Here is a 19,261-nt window from a genome sequence, read left to right on the forward strand (position 1 = left end):
TGTTCGAATCTGACAACGCAGAGAGCGGGTTTTTGGGGCGCGACCCGCAGGGCTGGGGCTATTTCGCCGCGCCGCTGCGTTACTCACCGTTTATTTGGCCCACCAAACCTCACGGCTCGCGCCTTGCTGCGCAGCGAAATAATCACCAGCGATGCTCACGCACAATGACGGGGCGCAGTCTTTATGTTGTCATTCAATCAGGTATCCGCCCATTACGGCAAAATTCAGGCGCTGCATCAGGTCAGTCTCACGATAAGTCAGGGCGAAATCGTGACGTTAATCGGCGCCAACGGCGCCGGTAAAACCACGCTGCTCGGCACCCTGTGCGGCGAACCGCGCGCCAGCGAAGGCAGCATCGTCTTCCAGGGGCAGGACATCACCCAGTGGCAAACCTCGCGCATCATGCGCGAAGCGGTGGCGATCGTGCCGGAAGGGCGGCGCGTCTTCTCGCGCATGACGGTGGAAGAAAACCTGGCGATGGGCGGCTTCTTCGCCGATCGTCACCAATATCAGCAGCGCATCGAACGGGTGTTCACGCTGTTCCCGCGCCTGCTGGAGCGCCGAAGCCAGCGCGCCGGCACCATGTCCGGCGGCGAACAGCAGATGCTGGCCATCGGCCGTGCGCTGATGAGCCAGCCGAAGCTGCTGCTGCTCGACGAACCTTCGCTTGGGCTGGCGCCCATCATCATCCAGCAGATCTTCGACATCATTCAGCAGCTGCGGGAAGAGGGCATGACCATCTTCCTGGTGGAGCAAAACGCCAATCAGGCGCTGAAATTGGCGGACCGCGGTTATGTGCTGGAAAACGGCCGCGTGGTGTTGGAAGATACGGGGGCTGCATTGTTAGCCAACGAAGCAGTGAGGTCGGCGTATCTGGGCGGTTAATCCGCCCCCCTACGAATTAAAATAATCAGGTACGAGAAGAAGAAATGAAGACAGAAGGGTTACTCGCGCAGCGCATCGTTAACGTAAAAAGTTCGGCCATCCGTGAATTGCTTAAGCACAGCAAGATGGAACACGTCATTTCGCTGGCGGGCGGCATCCCCTCTGATGCGCTGTTCGATTTCGAAGGATTGAGCATCGCCACCCAGCAGGCGATCACCGAACAGCCGAAAAGCGCGTTCCAGTATGGTTTGACCGAGGGCAGCCCGCTGCTGCGCGAGCGCATTTGCGCGCTGTGCGCCGAGCGCGGCGTCACCGCTGGCGCGGAAGAGGTGATGGTCACCGCCGGCTCGCAGCAGGCACTGGATTTGGTGATGCGCGCCATCGTCAACCCGGGCGACGTGTTTGTGGTGGAGCGCCCGACCTACCTGGCGGCGCTGCAAACGCTGGAACTGGCGGAGGCCAACATCATGTCGGTCTCGTCTGACAGCGACGGCATGGTGGTGGAAGAGCTGGCCGAACTGCTGAAAACCCAGCGCATCAAGGGCGTGTACGTGGTGCCGAACTTCGGCAACCCCAGTGGCATTACCCTCAGCGCCGCGCGCCGCGAACTGCTGGTGAAGCTGGCCGCCGAACATAACTTCCTGATCATCGAAGACGATCCGTACGGCGAACTGCGTTTCACCGAAGAGCGCCACCCGACGCTGCATCAGGTGTCGCAGCGGGTGCTGGGCAACACCGACCACATCATCTATACCTCGACTTTCTCCAAGATCCTGGCGCCGGGCCTGCGCTTGGGCTGGGCGATCCTGCCGCCGTTCCTGCTGCATAAAGTGGCGATCATCAAACAGGCGGCGGATCTGCACGCCAGCGCCCTGTCGCAGAGCATCGTCGAATGCTACCTCGGCCTGGATCGCCTGCCGGCCCAGATCGACAAGATCCGCGCCGCCTACAAGCAAAAGGGCGAGATCCTGGCCGGTTTGGTGGAGCAGGAGCTGGGCGACTACATCACCTTCGATAAGCCGAAGGGCGGCATGTTCCTGTGGGCGCGTTTCCGCCAGCCGTTCAACGCCACCGAATGGCTGAACACCACGCTGCAGCAGGGCGTGGTGTTCGTGCCGGGGGAATACTTCTTCTCCGACAACCCGGATCGTTCGACCTTCCGCCTGTCGTTCGCCACCGCCACCGAGCAGCAGATGCAAGAAGCGGTGGCGCGCCTGCGCCGTTCGCTGTAATCCTCGCGGCGGCGGAGCCGATGCCCGCCGCCGACATCAAACCGCCATCTTCACTTCACCTTGCCGTCATGTGGCTGTCATCTAACGGTTATTTTTCTGTCATCCGCGCATGGCATGTTATCCCCCGTCATCTTTCGAGCCGCAGCGTTGTTGGCTGCCCGGCTGCCCCCCTGTCACTTAGTTAGCTAAGCTCCAGGGAGCCAGCAGGTTGCCGCCTGGCTGCAACTCGAAAGCTATAGGGGCACTCCCTCATTAAGAATTGATTCTTTTCGCTCACGCGCTTTTACACCAGCTTTTCAGGAGTTAGGCATGCTCACCTACGCTATTCGCAAAACCACGCTGTGCGTCGCATTGACCCTGGCGGTCAGCGCCCAGGCGCTGGCGGCGACAGAAATCCCGTTCTGGCATTCGATGGAAGGCGAACTGGGTAAAGAAGTGGACTCTCTGGCGGATCGCTTCAACCAGTCGCACAGCGACGTCAAGATTGTGCCGGTTTATAAAGGCAACTACGAACAGAGCCTGGCGGCGGGCATCGCCGCTTACCGCTCCGGCAAGGCGCCGGCGATCCTGCAGGTTTACGAGGTGGGCACCGCCACCATGATGGCCAGCAAAGCCATCAAACCGGTCTATGAAGTGTTTAAAGAGGCCGGCATCAACTTCGACGAGTCGGTGTTCGTGCCGACGGTGGCCGGCTATTACACCGACAACAAGAGCGGCCATCTGCTGTCGCAGCCGTTCAACAGCTCCACGCCGGTGCTGTACTACAACAAAGACGCCTTCAAAAAGGCCGGCCTGAACCCGGATCAACCGCCGAAAACCTGGCAGGAACTGGCGGCGGATACCGCCAAACTGCGCGAAGCCGGCATGAAGTGCGGTTACGCCAGCGGCTGGCAGGGCTGGATCCAACTGGAGAACTTCAGCGCCTGGCACGGCGTGCCGTTCGCCAGTGAAAACAACGGCTTTGGCGGCACCAGCGCCAAGCTGGAGTTCAACCAACCGCTGCAGGTCAAACATATTGCGCTGCTCGAAGCGATGAACAAGAAGGGTGACTTCACCTATTTCGGCCGCAAAGACGAATCCACCGAGAAGTTTTATAACGGCGACTGCGCCATCACCACCGCCTCATCCGGTTCGTTGGCGGACATCAAGCACTACGCCAAATTCAACTACGGCGTCGGCATGATGCCGTACGACGCCGACGCGAAAAATGCGCCGCAAAACGCCATCATCGGCGGGGCCAGCCTGTGGGTGATGAACGGCAAAGACGCCGCCACCTACAAGGGCGTGGCCGAATTCCTGCAGTACCTGGCGCAGCCGGAAATCGCCGCCGAATGGCACCAGAAGACCGGCTATCTGCCGATCACCACCGCGGCTTACGATCTGACCAAGCAGCAGGGCTTCTACGACAAGAACCCGGGTGCCGACGTCGCCACTCGCCAGATGCTGAACAAGCCGCCGTTGCCGTTCACCAAGGGCCTGCGCCTGGGCAACATGCCGCAGATCCGCAGCGTGGTGGATGAGGAACTGGAAGGCGTGTGGACCGGCAAGAAAACGCCTCAGCAGGCGTTGGACGCTGCCGTGCAGCGCGGTGACGTGCTGCTGCGCCGCTTCGAAGCTTCGACCAAGTAACCCCGCGTCGCGGGCCCGGTAGACCGGGCTCGCGTCTTCACGCCGATCCTTCCGTACCCGATTAATGGTTTAACTGCTATGTCATCTTCCCGTCCCGGTTTCGGCTGCAGCTGGCTGCCCTATGCGTTGGTGCTGCCGCAGCTGCTGATTACCGCCGTCTTCTTTTTATGGCCCGCCGGCGAGGCGCTGTGGTATTCGGTGCAGAGCCTCGATCCGTTCGGCCTGTCCAGCCAGTTTGTCGGGCTGGATAACTTTAAACAGCTGTTCCAGGATCCTTACTACCTCGACTCGTTCTACACCACGCTGATCTTCAGCTTTCTGGTGGCGGGCATCGGGCTGGCGGTCTCGCTGTTCTTCGCCGCGCTGGTGGACTACGTGCTGCGCGGCAGCCGCCTCTATCGCACGCTGATGATCCTGCCCTACGCGGTGGCGCCGGCGGTGGCGGCGGTGCTGTGGATCTTTCTGTTCAACCCCGGTCTGGGGTTGATCACCCATTTCCTCAACGGTCTGGGCTATAACTGGAACCATGCGCAAAACAGCGGCCAGGCGATGTTCCTGGTGGTGCTGGCTTCGGTATGGCAGCAGATAAGTTATAACTTCCTGTTTTTCCTCGCGGCGCTGCAGTCTATTCCGCGTTCGCTGGTGGAAGCGGCGGCCATAGACGGCGCCGGCCCGGTGCGGCGTTTCTTCCATCTGGTGCTGCCGCTGATCGCGCCGGTCAGCTTCTTCCTGCTGGTGGTCAATCTGGTGTACGCCTTCTTCGATACCTTCCCGGTGATCGACGCCGCCACCGGCGGCGGGCCGGTGCAGTCCACCACCACGTTGATCTACAAAATCTACCGCGAAGGCTTCGCCGGGCTGGATCTCTCCAGTTCCGCCGCGCAGTCGGTGATCCTGATGTTGCTGGTGATCGGCCTGACGGTGATCCAGTTCCGCTTCGTTGAACGTAAGGTACGCTACCAATGATTGAGAATCGACGCGGGCTGGACATCTTCAGCCATGTGATGCTGATTATCGGCGTGCTGGTGGTGCTGTTCCCGCTGTACGTGGCCTTTGTCGCCGCCACGCTGGACGACAAACAGGTGTTTCAGGTGCCGATGACGCTGGTGCCCGGCGGCCACCTGTGGGAGAACATTCGCAATATCTGGCAGGGCGGCGTGGGCAATCTCAAGGTGCCGTTCTCGCTGCTGCTGCTCAACAGCGTGATCATGGCGCTGGCGATCACCTGCGGCAAGATCGCGGTGTCGGTGCTGTCGGCTTACGCCATCGTGTATTTCCGTTTCCCGCTGCGCAGCCTGTTTTTCTGGCTGATTTTCCTCACCCTGATGTTGCCGGTGGAGGTGCGCATTTTCCCGACGGTGGAGGTGATCTCCAACCTCAATCTGCTGGACAGCTACACCGGCCTGACGCTGCCGTTGATGGCCTCGGCCACCGCGACCTTCCTGCTGCGCCAGTTCTTCATGACGCTGCCGGATGAGCTGCTGGAGGCGGCGCGCATCGACGGCGCCGGGCCGATGCGTTTCTTCTGGGACATCGTGCTGCCGCTGTCGAAAACCAATCTGGCGGCGCTGTTCGTCATCACCTTTATCTACGGCTGGAACCAATACCTGTGGCCGATCCTGATCACCAGCGACGCCTCGATGGGCACCGCGGTGGCGGGCATCAAGAGCATGATCTCCACTTCCGGCGCGCCGACCCAGTGGAACCAGGTGATGGCGGCGATGATTCTGACTTTATTGCCACCGCTGGCGGTGGTGCTTCTGATGCAGCGCTGGTTTGTGCGCGGTCTGGTTGATAGCGAGAAATAACGACGATGGCAGGATTAAAACTACAGGCGGTCACCAAGTCTTACGACGGTAAAACGCCGGTGATCAAACAGATCGACCTCGACGTGGCGGACGGTGAATTCATCGTGATGGTCGGCCCGTCCGGCTGCGGCAAATCCACGCTGCTGCGGATGGTGGCCGGGCTGGAGCGCACCACCAGCGGCGATATTTATATCGATACCCGGCGCGTGACCGATCTGGAGCCCAAGGATCGCGGCATCGCGATGGTGTTCCAGAACTACGCGCTCTATCCGCACATGAGCGTGTACGACAACATGGCCTACGGCCTCAAGATCCGCGGTTTCGGCAAGGATCATATCCGCCAGCGGGTGGAGGAGGCGGCGCGCATTCTGGAGCTGGAGCCGTTGCTCAAGCGCAAGCCGCGCGAACTTTCCGGCGGCCAGCGCCAGCGGGTGGCGATGGGGCGCGCCATCGTGCGCGAACCGGCGGTGTTCCTGTTCGATGAACCCTTGTCCAACCTGGACGCCAAGCTGCGGGTGCAGATGCGCCTGGAGCTGCAGCAGCTGCACCGACGCCTGAAAACCACCAGCCTGTACGTGACCCACGATCAGGTGGAGGCGATGACGCTGGCGCAGCGGGTGATCGTGATGAACAAGGGCGTGGCGGAGCAGATCGGCACCCCGAGCGAGGTATATCAGCGGCCGGCTTCGCTGTTCGTCGCCGGCTTTATCGGCTCGCCGGCGATGAACCTGCTGCCCGGCACCCTGAGCGCCGACGGCGGCCAGCTGCTGCTGGCGGACGGCATGGCGCTGCCGTTGCCGGCGGCCAAGCCGCAGTGGGCGGGACGGCCGTTGACGCTGGGCATTCGGCCGGAGCATATTCAGCTGGTGGCGCAAGGCCAGGGCGTGCCGCTGCAGCTGCAGACGCTGGAACTGCTGGGAGCCGATAATCTGGCGCACGGCCAGTGGGGCGGTCACGGGGTGATCGCGCGGCTGTCGCATGAAACCTTGCCGGCGGCGGGCAGTACGCTATATTTGCAGCTGCCTGCTCAGGCGCTGCACTTCTTTGACACCCACAGCGGATTACGGATGGATTGATGACGAGACCCTGGCCTTACCCTCATATTGTCGCCCACCGCGGCGGCGGTTCTCTGGCGCCGGAAAACACCCTGGCGGCGATCGACGTCGGCGCGCGCCACGGCCACAAGATGATCGAGTTCGACGCCAAACTGGCGCAGGACGGACAAATTTTCCTGCTGCATGACGATACGCTGGATCGCACCAGCAACGGCTGGGGCGTGGCGGGCGAACTGCCGTGGGACAAACTGGTGCAGCTGGACGCCGGCAACTGGTACAGTTCGGCCTTCAAGGGCGAGCGGCTGCCGCTGCTGTCGGAGGTGGCGGAACGCTGCCGGGAACACGGCCTGATGGCCAATATCGAGATAAAACCGACCACCGGCAGCGACGATGAAACCGGGCGGGTGGTGGCGCTGGCGGCGCGGTTGCTGTGGCAAGGGCAGACCGACCCGCTGCTCTCCTCCTTCTCGGTGGAAGCGTTGGCGGCGGCGCAGCGCACCGTGCCGGATTTGCCGCGTGGCCTGCTGCTGGAGGAGTGGGACGACAACTGGCGCGAGCTGACGGAGCGTCTGGACTGCGTCTCGCTGCATATCGACCACAAAGCGCTGACCGCCGAGCGGGTGAACGCGTTGAAAGACGCCGGGCTGCGCATTCTGGTGTATACCGTCAACCAACCGGATCGCGCGCGCCTGCTGCTCGACTGGGGCGTTGACTGCATTTGCACCGACCGGATAGATTTGATTGGCTCGGATTTTTAATCCGGCGCCGATAAATCCCGCGACGACAAGCCTTGCCGCCGCGCCAACGGAAGGAATGCGATGCCAGGCTTTATGATGTCACTGTGGCACCAGATCGTGCTGTCTTTACCGCTGTTCGCCCTGATCGCGTTGGGTTATGGGCTGATTCGCTGGGGGAAATGGCCCTCCAGCATCACCGATGGCCTGACGCGTTTCGTGTTTTCCCTCGCCTTGCCCGCCATGCTGTTTCGCATGATGTGCGACTTCTCGCAGCGCCCGGCGGTCGACGCCCGGCTGTTGATCGCGTTCTTCGGCAGTTGCCTGATCGTGTTCGTGCTTGGCCGCCTGGTCGCCCGGCACCTCTTCCGGCTGGATGGCGTCGCCGGATCGGTGTTTGCGCTGGGCGGTATTTTCTCCAATAACGTGATGCTCGGTTTACCGATCGCCAGCGTAATGCTGGGGCAGGCGGCGATCCCGTCGGTGGCGCTGGTGCTGGTGTTCAACGGCCTGATCCTGTGGACGCTGGTGACGGTGTCGATCGAATGGGCGCGCAACGGCTCGCCGACGCTGGGCGGCTTCGCTAAAACCGCGCGCAGCGTGCTGACCAACCCGCTGATCGTCGGCATTTTGTCCGGCACGCTGTTTAGCCTGACCGGCTTGCCGTTGCCGGACTTCGTCGATCGACCGGTCAGCATGCTCGGCCAGGTGGCGGCGCCGCTGTCGCTGGTGGTGCTTGGCATGGGGCTCGCCGAGTACCGCATCAGCGAAGGCTGGCAGCTGAGCAGCGCCATCTGCGTGCTGAAGTTGCTGGTACAGCCGTTGGTGATTTGGCTGCTGGCTTGGATGATGGATCTGCCGCCGATGGAGACCCGGGTTGTGGTGCTGCTTGGGTCGATGGCGGTGGGGGTGAACGTCTACCTGATGTCGCGCCAGTTCAATACGCTCACCGGCCCGGCCGCCACCAGCCTGGTGATGTCCACCGTGCTGGCGGCGATCACCACGCCGCTGATCCTCACCGTTATGGGCGTGCGGGCGTAGCCGGCAGCGGCGCCTGCGGCACCGCCGGCGCGGTGCGATTGAACGGATCGCGCGGCTGGTTGCCGTTAGGCAGCAGTTGCCCGCTGTTTGGCGTGGTTTGCAACAGCTGTTGCCGTTGATTGTCGAACTGTCGCTGCTGCTGCAGGCGGCGTTGATCCATCTGCCGGTTGTTCAACAAGCGCTGTTGCTGCGCCTGCTGGCTGTTTTGGTTGAGTAACTGCTGCTGTGAGCGCAGGTCGGTTACGCCGTTGGCCGCCGCCGCCAACCCAGGCAGTAACAGCAGAGCGAACAGAATGTGAGACGTTTTCATGATGGTTACCTCGCCTTTTTATTAAGCCTAACTCAGCGGTGAAATTTTGCTGGTAGTTTGTCTTTTGTTCAGATGTAAACCGCCTTTCATCCCCTTATGCGTCCATCTTCCGTTACAATCGCCCTTTCGGTCTTTTTAGGGTGAACCCATCGTGCTGCTTTTGGTTATAACCACCATCCTGTGGGCGTTTTCTTTCAGCCTGATCGGCGAGTACCTGGCGGGCCATGTCGACAGCGGGTTCTCGGCGCTGGTGCGCATCGGGCTGGCGGCGCTGGTGTTCCTGCCGTTCCTGCGCTGGCGCAATATCAAGCCCAGGGTGATCCTGCTGTATATGCTGGTGGGCGCTTTCCAACTGGGCATCATGTATCTGTTCAGCTTCCGCGCCTATCTCTACCTGACGGTACCCGAATTCCTGTTGTTCACCGTGTTGACGCCGCTGTACATCACGCTGATCTACGACTTACTGAGCGGCCGCCGTCTGCGCTGGGGCTATGTGTTCAGCGCGCTGCTGGCGGTGCTGGGCGCGGCGATCATTCGCTATCACCAACTGAGCGAACACTTCTGGTGGGGGCTGCTGTTGGTGCAGGCGGCGAACATCAGCTTCGCCATCGGCATGGTCGGCTATAAGCGCCTGATGGAAGTGCACCCCTTGCCGCAGCACACCGCCTTTTCCTGGTTCTACCTGGGGGCGGCGGCGGTGGCGGTAGTGGCCTGGTTCCTGTGGGGCAATCCGCAGCAGCTGCCAACCACCAACCTGCAGTGGGGCGTGCTGATCTGGCTGGGCGTGGTGGCGTCGGGGCTGGGCTATTTCATGTGGAACTACGGCGCGACGCAGGTGGATGCCGGCACGCTCGGCATCATGAACAACATGCATGTGCCGGCCGGCTTGTTGGTCAACCTGGCTATCTGGCAGCAGCAGCCGCACTGGCCGAGCTTTATCATCGGCGGGGCGGTGATCGTCGCTTCGCTGTGGGTGCACCGCCGCTGGGTGGCGCCGAAACAGCTCGGCTAAACGGGGGGCCGACAGTTTATACGCCGGCCGCCAACGCTTTGGCGCCGGTCGCGCCGGGGCGTGCCGCATCGCGCACGAACGGCAGATGATCGCAGGCGTGCTGGCGGGCCGAGCGGATAAAGGCTTCGGTCACCGCCTGGCGCTGTTCGCCGTCGCGCACGGCGGCGTACAGGCGGCTCCACAGGCCGTCACCCAGGGTTTTGGTCACCACCAGCCCCTGCCGTTCGAAACTCTCCACCACCCAGTGCGGCAGCGCCGCAATCCCCATCCGCGCCGATACCATCTGGATCAGCAGCAGTGTGTTATCGACGTTCTTCAATGCCGGGTTAACGCCCGCCGGCTGCAGGAAATGCCGCCAGATATCCAGCCGCTGGCGCTGCACCGGGTAAATCAACAGCGTTTCATCGCTCAAGTCTTCCGGCTCGATGTGCGGCTTGCCGGCCAGCGGATGATCCGGCGCCAGCACCAGACGCACCTCGAAATCGAACATCGGCGAATAGTGCAGGCCGCTGCGCGGCAGAATATCCGACGTCATCACCAGATCCAGCTCGCCCTGTTGCAGGGCCGGCTGCGGATCGAAAGTCACGCCGGAAGTGAAGTCCATCACCACCTGCGGGAAACGCTGGCGGAAGTTGTCCAGCGCCGGCGTCAGCCACTGAATGCAGCTGTGGCATTCGATGGCGATGCGCAGCGTGGTCTGGTGCGGCTCGTGGCAGGCCTGCAGCGCCTGTTGGATCTGCGGCAGCACCTGTTCCGCCAGCTGCAGCAGGATCTCGCCCTGGGCGGTGAATCGCAGCGGTTGGCTCTTGCGGACGAACAGCTTGAAGCCCAGACGTTGCTCAAGATCGCTGAACTGGTGCGACAGGGCAGACTGCGTCTGATGAAGTTGGGCCGCCGCCCCCGCCAGCGAACCGCTGTTGCGCAGAGCCTGCAGCGTCCGTAAATGTTTCAGTTCGATCATGAGAGTCCTTCACATTGACAGTGAATAAATTGCGCTTGTGGTTAATACAGTACCTGCTGATTATGGATGTGTAAACATCTGGACGGCTAAATGGGGAATATGACGATGGCAATTTTGAATCACACACTGGGTTTTCCTCGCGTTGGGCTACGACGTGAGCTGAAAAAAGCTCAGGAAAGCTACTGGGCCGGCAACTCAACGCAGGAAGAGCTGTTGGCGGTTGGCCGCGAGCTGCGCGCTCGTCATTGGCAGCAGCAACAACAGGCCGGGGTGGATTTGGTGCCGGTCGGCGATTTCGCCTGGTACGATCATGTGTTGACCACTAGCCTGCTGCTGGGCAATGTGCCGGCGCGCCATCAGAATGCGGATGGCTCTATTGATCTGGACACGCTGTTTCGCATCGGCCGTGGCCGCGCACCGACCGGCGAGCCGGCGGCCGCGGCGGAAATGACCAAATGGTTCAACACCAACTACCACTACATGGTGCCCGAATTCCAGCAAGGCCAGCAGTTCAAGCTGGGCTGGACTCAGCTGTTGGACGAAGTGGATGAAGCGCTGGCGCTCGGCCATCGCATCAAGCCGGTGCTGCTGGGTCCGGTGACTTATCTGTGGCTGGGGAAAGTGAAGGGTGAGCCGTTCGACCGCCTGTCGCTGCTGAAAGAGATTCTGCCTGTTTACCAGCAGGTGCTGGCCGAGCTGGCGAAGCGCGGCGTTGAGTGGGTGCAAATTGACGAGCCTGCGCTGGTGCTGGAACTGCCGCAAGCCTGGCTGGACGCGTTCAAACCGGCTTACGATGCGCTGCAGGGGCAGGTGAAGCTGCTGTTGACCACGTATTTCGACAGCGTCGGCCATAACCTCGACACCATTCGCACGCTGCAAGTGCAGGGGCTGCACGTCGATCTGGTCGCCGGTCATGACGATATCGCCGCGCTGAGCGCCGCATTGCCGAAAGACTGGCTGCTGTCACTGGGGGTGATCAACGGCCGCAACGTTTGGCGCGCCGATCTGAGCCGCTGGTTTGAGCGCTTGCAGCCGCTGGTGGGTACTCGCCCGCTGTGGATTGGCTCCTCTTGTTCACTGTTGCACAGCCCGATCGACTTGAGCGTGGAAAGCCGTCTGGACGAAGAAGTGAAAAGCTGGTTCGCCTTCGCGCTGCAAAAATGCGCCGAACTGGCGCTGTTGAGCTCTGCGCTGAACGCGCCTGACGCGGCGAAACAGGCTGAACTGGACGCCTACAGCGCGCCGATCCGCGCCCGCCGTCAGTCGAGCCGTGTGCATAACCCACAGGTTGAGCGCCGGCTGGCCGCGATCACCGCGCAGGACAGCGAACGCCACAGCGCTTACGCCGAGCGCGCCAGGGCGCAGCGCGAGCGTTTCAACCTGCCGGCCTGGCCGACCACCACCATCGGTTCGTTCCCGCAGACCACCGAGATCCGCGGCCTGCGTCTCGACTTCAAACAGGGCCGTTTGGACGGCAATAACTACCGCACCAGCATCGGTGAGCACATCAAACAGGCGATTGTCGAGCAGGAACGTCTCGGGCTGGACGTGCTGGTGCACGGTGAAGCCGAGCGCAACGACATGGTGGAGTATTTCGGCGAGAACCTCGACGGCTTCGTGTTTACCCAGAACGGCTGGGTGCAGAGCTACGGCTCCCGCTGCGTGAAGCCGCCGGTCATCATCGGTGACGTCAGCCGCCCGGAAGCCATCACCGTCGAATGGGCCAAATTCGCCCAGTCGCTGACCGACAAACCGGTGAAAGGCATGCTGACCGGGCCGGTGACCATCCTGTGCTGGTCGTTCCCGCGTGAAGATGTGACCCGCGAAGTGATCGCCAAGCAGATTGCGCTGGCGCTGCGCGACGAGGTGGAGGATCTGGAAAAAGCCGGCATCGGCATCATCCAGATCGACGAACCTGCGCTGCGCGAGGGGCTGCCGCTGCGCCAATCCGACTGGGCCGCCTACCTGAATTGGGCGGTGGACGCCTTCAAACTGAATGCCGCCGTGGCGCGGGATGACACCCAGATCCACACCCACATGTGTTACTGCGAGTTCAACGACATCATGGAATCCATCGCCGCGCTGGACGCCGACGTGATCACCATCGAGACCTCGCGTTCCGATATGGATCTGTTGGAAGCCTTCAAAGAGTTCGAATACCCGAACGAAATCGGGCCGGGCGTCTACGACATCCACTCGCCGAACGTGCCGAGCGTGGAATGGATCGAAGCGCTGCTGCGTAAAGCGGCGCAGAACATCCCGGCGGAACGCCTGTGGGTCAATCCGGATTGCGGCCTGAAAACTCGCGGCTGGCCGGAAACCCGGCAGTCGCTGGCCAACATGGTATTGGCGGCGCAGCGCCTGCGCGAGCACGCGTGATGCCGTGCGGCGGATGAACCGCCGCTTATAGATTTACTGGTGTGATGATTGGGCGCTTCGGCGCCCTTTTTTATGCGAGGGACATTATTTGACGCCGTGCTGGGCGAACCACGCCAGCATGCGCTGCCAGCCGTCCTCCGCCGCTTCGGCGTTGTAGCTGGGGCGATAGTCGGCGTTGAATGCGTGCCCGACGCCAGGATATACCACGATTTCGGCCTCGGCGTTGGCGGCGCGGATCGCCTGACGCATGGTTTCCACCGTCTCCAGCGGAATGCCGCTGTCCTGCCCGCCATACAGCCCCAGCACCGGCGTTGACAGGTGGGTGGCGACATCGACCGGATGCTTCGGTGAATTCAGCGTTTTCTCGCCGACCAGTTTGCCGTACCAGGCGACCGCCGCCTTCAACTGCGGGTTGTGCGCCGCGTACAGCCAGGTAATGCGGCCGCCCCAGCAGAAACCGGTGATCGCCAGCTTGCCGGCGTCGCCGCCGTGGCGAATAGCCCAGTGCGCGGCGTGATCCAGATCGGACAACACCTGACGATCCGGCACCTTGGTCACCAACTGCTGGAACAGCTCGCCGATATCGCTGTAGTCGTTGGCATCGCCCTGGCGGAAATAGAGCTCGGGCGCGATCGCCAGATAGCCCTGCTTGGCCAGGCGACGGCACAGATCCTGAATGTGCTCATGGACGCCGAAGATTTCCTGCACCACCAGCACGATGGGAAAGGGGCCGTTATGGTCGGCGGGTTTGGCGACGTAGGCCGGCAGCGCGTCGCCCTGAGAAGGGATGGTCGTTTGCCCGGCGTGAATGCCCTGTTCGTCGGTGATAATCGCGGAGGTGGCCAACGGCGCGGCGGCCGGGGCGAATCCCCCCTGAGCCTGTTCTAATGTCATCACATGTTCGGTTTTCATTGCGGTCTCCGTGCAATAGAAAAAAGCGCTGAGATTAACTATAGGAAAGATTACCCATTATTGGCGCTGCGTGGCGCACTTTCGGACAAGTCGATAGAAAACGGCTAATTATCTGGCTTTGCGGCATTTTTAAGCGCTTTTTATCATGTTATTACGCGTTTTGGCCCGCGTAAGTGCCATAAGGTGCGTTAGAGGGCTTTTTTGTCCCTAAGCAACCGATAAGATGGGGGTATTTCGAATTGATGCGCTAAATAGTTTCAGTCGGCAACCAACGGACAGGGAGCGGCAAGGTTTATCGGCTAGACTGAGGTTTAGCGGTTTGAGGGCGGCTCATTAATGGGTTTTTTTGTGACTTAATTCACAAAAAATATGTAGCATGTAATTTGTTTCTCTTTTCATAGTGACTATCGTCACGAAATTAAACGGCGATTTTCAGTAGAGTGCTTTTTTGTTCCTCCCAATAAACATGATCCATGAGGAGTCTCGTATGTCTCAGTCTGACGTTTTTCATCTCGGCCTCACCAAGAACGATTTACAAGGGGCCCAGCTTGCCATCGTGCCGGGCGATCCGCAGCGCGTAGAGAAGATTGCCAAGCTGATGGAAAATCCGGTGCATCTGGCCTCCCATCGTGAATTTACCACTTGGCGCGCAGAGCTGGACGGCAAGGCGGTGATCGTCTGCTCCACCGGTATCGGCGGCCCATCTACCTCTATCGCGGTGGAAGAGCTGGCGCAGCTGGGCATTCGCACCTTCCTGCGCATCGGCACCACCGGCGCCATTCAGGCCAATATCAACGTCGGTGACGTGCTGGTGACTACGGCGGCGGTACGCCTCGACGGCGCCAGCCTGCACTTTGCGCCGATGGAGTTTCCGGCGGTCGCGGACTTCGCCTGCACCACCGCGCTGGTGGAAGCGGCCAAAGCCAGCGGCGCGACCACCCACATTGGCGTAACCGCTTCTTCCGATACTTTCTACCCGGGCCAGGAACGTTACGACACCTACTCCGGCCGCGTGGTCAGCCGTTTTAAAGGTTCGATGGAAGAGTGGCAGGCGATGGGCGTGATGAACTATGAAATGGAATCCGCCACGCTGCTGACCATGTGCGCCAGCCAGGGCCTGCGCGCCGGCATGGTGGCTGGGGTGATCGTTAACCGCACCCAGCAAGAGATCCCGAACGCCGAAACCATGAAAAACACCGAAAGCAAAGCGGTGCAGATCGTGGTGGACGCCGCCCGCCGTCTGCTGTAATCGCCTCCCCTCAACGGGCCGCCGACGCGGCCCGTTTTTCCATTCGCGGCTAATCTGTTACGGTGATACTCCTCAGCGCTGCGCCGATGGCTGCCGCGCGTTGTCATAACAAAAACAACGAGGACGTTTATGACCGCCCAGATCCTGCTTCATCCTTCGCTTGCGCCGCTCGACGGCGGCATTAACTTCCGTGACTTCGGCGGCAACGGCGTGGCCGACGGGCGCCGCATCAAACGCGGCCTGCTGTTCCGCTCCGGTTCTCTCGAGCGGCTGACGGAAAACGACTGCACTTTCCTCGCTGGAGTGCCGGTGCGTTCGGTGCTGGACTACCGCGATGCCGACGAGGTGCAGGCCAAACCGGATATTCTGTGGAATGGCGCCGACTATCACCATGTGCCGGCCAACCCGCTGAGCAGCGAAGTCAACGCCAACCTGGAAAAGCTCACCAACGAAACGCTGGCCGCTTTCGACGCTCGGGCGTTCATGCTGGAGCTGTATCGCCGTCTGCCGTTCGGCAATGCGGCCTATCAGCGGCTGGCGCAGCTGTTGAGCAACCCTGGCGGCGGCGCGATCGTGCAACACTGCGCGGTCGGCAAGGATCGCACCGGGGTCGGTTCGGCGTTGGTGCTGTTTGCGCTGGGGGCCGACGAAGCGACGGTGCTGGAAGACTATCTGCTGACCGAAACCACGCTGGCCACTTTCCGCGAACAGATGCTGGATCAGCTCTCTATCAAGCTGAATGCGGCGGCGCTGGAGCAATTCGCCTACGTGCTCAGCGCGCGCGAGGAGTTCCTGATGACGGCGCTGGGCTGCATCCGCCGGCAATACGGCTCCACCGACCGCTGGCTGGAAGCGGAATACGGCCTGGGCGCGGCCCAGCGCGAAGCGCTGCAGGCATTCTACCTCGAGTAAATTGCCGCGTGTTTAGCCGGGGTTTAACTCGCCCCGGCTTATCCTAGGCGGCGAACCATCGCGTATCAGGAGCCCCGTATTGAGCCTCAATGACGTTATCAACTGGGTCAGCGATGTCGTGCGTCAGCACGAAGGCTGGGCCATTCCCATCATTTTCTTCCTGGCGTTCGGCGAGTCGCTGGCGTTTTTGTCGCTGCTGCTGCCGGCCACGGTGATCCTGCTGGCGCTGGGCGCGCTGATCGGCGAAAGCGGCATCGCCTTTTGGCCGATTTGGGCCGCTGCCGCCGCCGGGGCGTTTTTCGGCGACTGGCTCTCTTACTGGATCGGCTATCACTATCAGGATCGCGTGGCCCATATGTGGCCGCTGTCGCGCAATCCGCAGCTGCTGGCGCGCGGCCACGCCTTCTTCGAGCGCTGGGGCGTGCTGGGCATTTTCATCGGCCGCTTCTTCGGCCCGCTGCGCGCCGTGGTGCCGCTGGTGGGCGGCATTTGCGGCATGCCGCAGCGCTATTTCCAGCTGGCCAACGTCACGTCGGCGATGATCTGGGCGTTTGGCATTCTGGCGCCGGGGGCATTCGGCATCAAGTGGCTCAGCCAGTGGCTGGGCTGATTTCTCGCTAAATTGCGCAGCGCCGCGCAATATTGTGCGCGGCCGGCAAAATCAGGCTGGACATCCATACAGCCTCCCCTTAACGTGACGGGCAATGGGCGAGCAAAACGCCGCAACGGCTAGGTGCAACAGGAGGCAGGGTGGATACCAGTCTGATTTATGGGATTGGCGGCGTCGCGATCGGCATGCTGTTGGGGTGGCTGATCGCCAGTCTGCGGGTGCAGCAGACGCATGCGCAACATGAAACCGAACTGCGGTTGCTGGAGCAAGCGTTGCAGCAGGCGCAGCAGGAAACGGCCGTGCGGCAGGAAACGCTACAGCGCCACGAGCAGCAGTTGCGCCAGAGCGAGCTGGAGCTGCGCAATCTGCACAGCCAACTGGCGGCCGGGCATGAGAAGCTGCAACAGCTCACCCATTGGCGCAACGAATGCGAGCTGCTCAACCAAGAGCTGCGTGCCCAGCGCGAGGTTAACAGCGCGCAGGAGGCTGAGCTGCGCGAAGTCACCATCCGTCTGGAAGAGACGCGCATGGCGGCGGAGGAGAAGCAGCGCCTGCTGATCAACAGCGAACAGCGCCTCACCACCCAGTTTGAAAACCTCGCCAACCGCATTTTTGAACACAGCGGCCGCAAGGTTGACGAGCAAAATAAGCAAAGCCTGGATCGTTTACTGCTGCCGTTGCGCGAACAGCTGGACGGTTTTCGCCGTCAGGTGCAGGACAGCTTCGGCCAGGAAGCGCGGGAGCGCCACACGCTGACGCATGAGATACGCAATCTGCAGCAGTTGAACGCGCAGATGGCGCGTGAGGCGATCAACCTCACCAAGGCGCTGAAAGGCGACAACAAAACGCAGGGCAACTGGGGCGAGGTGGTGCTGAGCCGGGTGCTGGAGGCCTCCGGTCTGCGCGAAGGGCATGAGTATGAAACGCAGGTCAACGTGCGGGTGGATCATCAGAGCCGCATGCAGCCTGATGTGATCGTACGCCTGCCGCAGGGCAAGGATGTGGTGATCGATGCCAAGATGTCGCTGATCGCCTACGAGCGCTATTTCAACGGCGAGGATGAGGCGGAGCGCGAAGCGGCGCTGAGCGAACATATTGCCTCGCTGCGCGGCCACATCCGCATGCTGGGTCGCAAGGACTACCAGCAGCTGCCGGGGCTGCGTTCTCTGGACTATGTGCTGATGTTCATTCCGGTCGAGCCCGCCTTCCTGCTGGCTATCGATCGCGAGCCGGAGCTGATCAGCGAAGCGCTTAAGCACAACATCATGCTGGTCAGCCCGACCACGTTGCTGGTGGCGCTGCGTACCATCACCAACCTGTGGCGCTATGAGCATCAGAGCCAGAACGCCCAGCGCATCGCCGATCGCGCGGCGAAACTGTATGACAAGATGCGGCTGTTCGTGGACGATATGTCCGCACTGGGGCAGAGCCTGGACAAGGCGCAGGGCAGTTATCGTCAGGCGATGAACAAACTGAGCGAAGGCCGTGGTAATCTTATCGGCCAAATTGAAGGTTTCCGCGCGTTGGGGGTTGAAGTCAAACGGCCGATAAACCCGCTGCTGGCGCAGCAAGCCGGCGCGCAACACGATGAAGCGGAAGAGGCGAACGACGATGATGTCGCCGCGCTGCCGCAGACGAACGACGATGACGATACCACCGGGGAATCGGGCTTCGTTTCGCACGGCTGAGGCCGTGGCGAGGTGGGGTATTTCCCGGGCTTCTGGTACACTCATCCACACAAAATTGACTGAATAGCAGGCAGGACAATGGCAGATCAATCGCAGGAAACCACCGATTTCGGTTTTCGCACCGTCGCTAGAGACGAAAAACAGGCCATGGTGGCGGACGTTTTTCATTCGGTAGCGGCAAAGTATGACGTGATGAACGACCTGATGTCGTTCGGTATTCACCGTATCTGGAAGCGTTTCACCATTGACTGCAGCGGCGTGCGCCGCGGGCAGCGCGTGCTGGATCTGGCCGGCGGTACCGGCGACCTGGCCGCCAAGTTCTCCCGCATGGTCGGCGAGCAGGGGCAGGTGGTGCTGGCGGACATCAACGATTCGATGCTCAAGATGGGGCGCGAGAAGCTGCGCGATCGCGGCATCGTCGGCAACATCAATTACGTGCAGGCCAACGCCGAAGCGCTGCCGTTCCCGGACAATTACTTCGATTGCATCACCATCTCCTTTGGCCTGCGTAACGTCACCGACAAAGACAAAGCGTTGCGCTCGATGTTCCGCGTGCTGAAACCGGGCGGCCGCCTGCTGGTGCTGGAGTTCTCCAAGCCGCTGCTGGCGCCGCTGAGCAAAGCCTATGACGCCTACTCTTTCCACGTGCTGCCGAAGATCGGCGAGTTGGTGGTGAAAGATCCTGACAGCTACCGTTACCTGGCGGAATCGATCCGCATGCACCCCGATCAGGAAACCCTGAAGGGCATGATGGGCAACGCCGGTTTTGAAAACGTCACCTATTTCAACCTGACCGGTGGGATTGTCGCCCTGCATCGCGGCTTCAAGTTCTGAGAGGGAGATG

At 61.4% G+C, this 19,261-nt stretch carries 18 protein-coding genes; 15 read left to right on the forward strand and 3 right to left on the reverse strand.

Annotation, left to right across the window (positions count from 1 at the left end; translation table 11 throughout):
• Positions 1 to 183: 183 nt before the first annotated feature.
• From livF to ACJ8PL_RS21060, 8 genes are all read left to right on the forward strand, one after another.
• Positions 184 to 885, forward strand: a complete 702-nt coding sequence (livF, locus tag ACJ8PL_RS21025; protein ID WP_015376292.1) for a high-affinity branched-chain amino acid ABC transporter ATP-binding protein LivF — start codon at positions 184 to 186, stop codon at positions 883 to 885.
• 44 nt (positions 886 to 929) lie between these two features.
• Complete coding sequence (locus tag ACJ8PL_RS21030; RefSeq protein WP_033638994.1) at positions 930 to 2,117, forward strand: aminotransferase-like domain-containing protein; 1,188 nt, start codon at positions 930 to 932, stop codon at positions 2,115 to 2,117.
• A 309-nt stretch (positions 2,118 to 2,426) separates the two neighbouring features.
• Positions 2,427 to 3,746, forward strand: a complete 1,320-nt coding sequence (ugpB, locus tag ACJ8PL_RS21035) for a sn-glycerol-3-phosphate ABC transporter substrate-binding protein UgpB (protein ID WP_004934396.1) — start codon at positions 2,427 to 2,429, stop codon at positions 3,744 to 3,746.
• A 78-nt stretch (positions 3,747 to 3,824) separates the two neighbouring features.
• A complete protein-coding gene (gene ugpA / locus ACJ8PL_RS21040) occupies positions 3,825 to 4,712 on the forward strand; it encodes a sn-glycerol-3-phosphate ABC transporter permease UgpA (protein ID WP_015376293.1) in 888 nt (295 codons plus the stop codon).
• On the forward strand, positions 4,709 to 5,554 hold the full coding sequence (gene ugpE / locus ACJ8PL_RS21045; RefSeq protein WP_004934403.1) for a sn-glycerol-3-phosphate ABC transporter permease UgpE: 846 nt from the start codon (positions 4,709 to 4,711) through the stop codon (positions 5,552 to 5,554). Before ugpA ends, ugpE begins: the two co-directional genes overlap by 4 nt.
• A 5-nt stretch (positions 5,555 to 5,559) precedes the next feature.
• Entirely contained in the window at positions 5,560 to 6,630 is a 1,071-nt protein-coding gene (locus ACJ8PL_RS21050) for a sn-glycerol-3-phosphate import ATP-binding protein UgpC (protein WP_079450405.1), read from the forward strand.
• The gene (ugpQ, locus tag ACJ8PL_RS21055) at positions 6,630 to 7,367 is read left to right on the forward strand and encodes a glycerophosphodiester phosphodiesterase (RefSeq protein WP_016929459.1); all 738 of its coding nucleotides are present in this window, start codon (positions 6,630 to 6,632) and stop codon (positions 7,365 to 7,367) included. Before ACJ8PL_RS21050 ends, ugpQ begins: the two co-directional genes overlap by 1 nt.
• Positions 7,368 to 7,427: 60 nt before the next feature.
• Positions 7,428 to 8,384 carry an AEC family transporter gene (locus ACJ8PL_RS21060; RefSeq protein ID WP_016929458.1) on the forward strand — a complete coding sequence of 319 codons (957 nt, stop codon included), beginning with the start codon at positions 7,428 to 7,430 and terminating at the stop codon, positions 8,382 to 8,384.
• On the opposite strand, the gene ACJ8PL_RS21065 is transcribed toward ACJ8PL_RS21060, so the two are convergent.
• Positions 8,365 to 8,694 carry a hypothetical protein gene (locus tag ACJ8PL_RS21065; RefSeq protein WP_239442387.1) on the reverse strand — a complete coding sequence of 110 codons (330 nt, stop codon included), beginning with the start codon at positions 8,692 to 8,694 and terminating at the stop codon, positions 8,365 to 8,367. The two genes, ACJ8PL_RS21060 and ACJ8PL_RS21065, sit on opposite strands and share 20 nt — an antisense overlap.
• A 151-nt stretch (positions 8,695 to 8,845) precedes the next feature.
• On the opposite strand from ACJ8PL_RS21065, the gene ACJ8PL_RS21070 reads away from it, so the two are divergent.
• Positions 8,846 to 9,706 (forward strand): carboxylate/amino acid/amine transporter, encoded by an 861-nt coding sequence (locus ACJ8PL_RS21070; protein ID WP_016929456.1) that lies wholly within the window; start codon positions 8,846 to 8,848, stop codon positions 9,704 to 9,706.
• A gap of 16 nt (positions 9,707 to 9,722) precedes the next feature.
• Here the strand turns inward: ACJ8PL_RS21070 and metR are convergent, their stop codons facing one another.
• Entirely contained in the window at positions 9,723 to 10,667 is a 945-nt protein-coding gene (gene metR, locus ACJ8PL_RS21075) for an HTH-type transcriptional regulator MetR (protein ID WP_016929455.1), read from the reverse strand.
• 90 nt (positions 10,668 to 10,757) lie between these two features.
• Between metR and metE the strand changes: the two genes are divergently transcribed.
• Positions 10,758 to 13,046 (forward strand): 5-methyltetrahydropteroyltriglutamate--homocysteine S-methyltransferase, encoded by a 2,289-nt coding sequence (metE, locus tag ACJ8PL_RS21080; protein ID WP_071525960.1) that lies wholly within the window; start codon positions 10,758 to 10,760, stop codon positions 13,044 to 13,046.
• 84 nt (positions 13,047 to 13,130) lie between these two features.
• Here the strand turns inward: metE and ACJ8PL_RS21085 are convergent, their stop codons facing one another.
• The gene (locus tag ACJ8PL_RS21085) at positions 13,131 to 13,958 is read right to left on the reverse strand and encodes a dienelactone hydrolase family protein (protein WP_033638980.1); all 828 of its coding nucleotides are present in this window, start codon (positions 13,956 to 13,958) and stop codon (positions 13,131 to 13,133) included.
• Between the two features lie 487 nt (positions 13,959 to 14,445).
• On the opposite strand from ACJ8PL_RS21085, the gene udp reads away from it, so the two are divergent.
• From udp to ubiE, 5 genes are all read left to right on the forward strand, one after another.
• Entirely contained in the window at positions 14,446 to 15,207 is a 762-nt protein-coding gene (udp, locus tag ACJ8PL_RS21090; RefSeq protein WP_004934432.1) for a uridine phosphorylase, read from the forward strand.
• A 129-nt stretch (positions 15,208 to 15,336) separates the two neighbouring features.
• Positions 15,337 to 16,119 carry a tyrosine-protein phosphatase gene (locus ACJ8PL_RS21095; RefSeq protein WP_016929452.1) on the forward strand — a complete coding sequence of 261 codons (783 nt, stop codon included), beginning with the start codon at positions 15,337 to 15,339 and terminating at the stop codon, positions 16,117 to 16,119.
• A gap of 79 nt (positions 16,120 to 16,198) precedes the next feature.
• Positions 16,199 to 16,729 carry a DedA family protein gene (locus ACJ8PL_RS21100; RefSeq protein WP_004934438.1) on the forward strand — a complete coding sequence of 177 codons (531 nt, stop codon included), beginning with the start codon at positions 16,199 to 16,201 and terminating at the stop codon, positions 16,727 to 16,729.
• 140 nt (positions 16,730 to 16,869) lie between these two features.
• Positions 16,870 to 18,417, forward strand: a complete 1,548-nt coding sequence (rmuC, locus tag ACJ8PL_RS21105; RefSeq protein WP_261460249.1) for a DNA recombination protein RmuC — start codon at positions 16,870 to 16,872, stop codon at positions 18,415 to 18,417.
• 78 nt (positions 18,418 to 18,495) lie between these two features.
• Positions 18,496 to 19,251 (forward strand): bifunctional demethylmenaquinone methyltransferase/2-methoxy-6-polyprenyl-1,4-benzoquinol methylase UbiE, encoded by a 756-nt coding sequence (gene ubiE, locus ACJ8PL_RS21110; RefSeq protein ID WP_004934443.1) that lies wholly within the window; start codon positions 18,496 to 18,498, stop codon positions 19,249 to 19,251.
• Positions 19,252 to 19,261 lie beyond the last annotated feature (10 nt).

Source organism: Serratia sp. CY83965 (genome assembly GCF_052166375.1).
Taxonomy (GTDB): domain Bacteria; phylum Pseudomonadota; class Gammaproteobacteria; order Enterobacterales; family Enterobacteriaceae; genus Serratia; species Serratia marcescens.

Bases quoted from the DNA above. Each gene is read 5' to 3' on its own strand.
- livF (WP_015376292.1), top strand. From the start codon at position 184: ATGTTGTCATTCAATCAGGTATCCGCCCATTACGGCAAAATTCAGGCG.
- ACJ8PL_RS21030 (WP_033638994.1), top strand. From the start codon at position 930: ATGAAGACAGAAGGGTTACTCGCGCAGCGCATCGTTAACGTAAAAAGT.
- ugpB (WP_004934396.1), top strand. From the start codon at position 2,427: ATGCTCACCTACGCTATTCGCAAAACCACGCTGTGCGTCGCATTGACC.
- ugpA (WP_015376293.1), top strand. From the start codon at position 3,825: ATGTCATCTTCCCGTCCCGGTTTCGGCTGCAGCTGGCTGCCCTATGCG.
- ugpE (WP_004934403.1), top strand. From the start codon at position 4,709: ATGATTGAGAATCGACGCGGGCTGGACATCTTCAGCCATGTGATGCTG.
- ACJ8PL_RS21050 (WP_079450405.1), top strand. From the start codon at position 5,560: ATGGCAGGATTAAAACTACAGGCGGTCACCAAGTCTTACGACGGTAAA.
- ugpQ (WP_016929459.1), top strand. From the start codon at position 6,630: ATGACGAGACCCTGGCCTTACCCTCATATTGTCGCCCACCGCGGCGGC.
- ACJ8PL_RS21060 (WP_016929458.1), top strand. From the start codon at position 7,428: ATGCCAGGCTTTATGATGTCACTGTGGCACCAGATCGTGCTGTCTTTA.
- ACJ8PL_RS21065 (WP_239442387.1), bottom strand. From the start codon at position 8,694: ATGAAAACGTCTCACATTCTGTTCGCTCTGCTGTTACTGCCTGGGTTG.
- metR (WP_016929455.1), bottom strand. From the start codon at position 10,667: ATGATCGAACTGAAACATTTACGGACGCTGCAGGCTCTGCGCAACAGC.
- metE (WP_071525960.1), top strand. From the start codon at position 10,758: ATGGGGAATATGACGATGGCAATTTTGAATCACACACTGGGTTTTCCT.
- ACJ8PL_RS21085 (WP_033638980.1), bottom strand. From the start codon at position 13,958: ATGAAAACCGAACATGTGATGACATTAGAACAGGCTCAGGGGGGATTC.
- udp (WP_004934432.1), top strand. From the start codon at position 14,446: ATGTCTCAGTCTGACGTTTTTCATCTCGGCCTCACCAAGAACGATTTA.
- ACJ8PL_RS21095 (WP_016929452.1), top strand. From the start codon at position 15,337: ATGACCGCCCAGATCCTGCTTCATCCTTCGCTTGCGCCGCTCGACGGC.
- ubiE (WP_004934443.1), top strand. From the start codon at position 18,496: ATGGCAGATCAATCGCAGGAAACCACCGATTTCGGTTTTCGCACCGTC.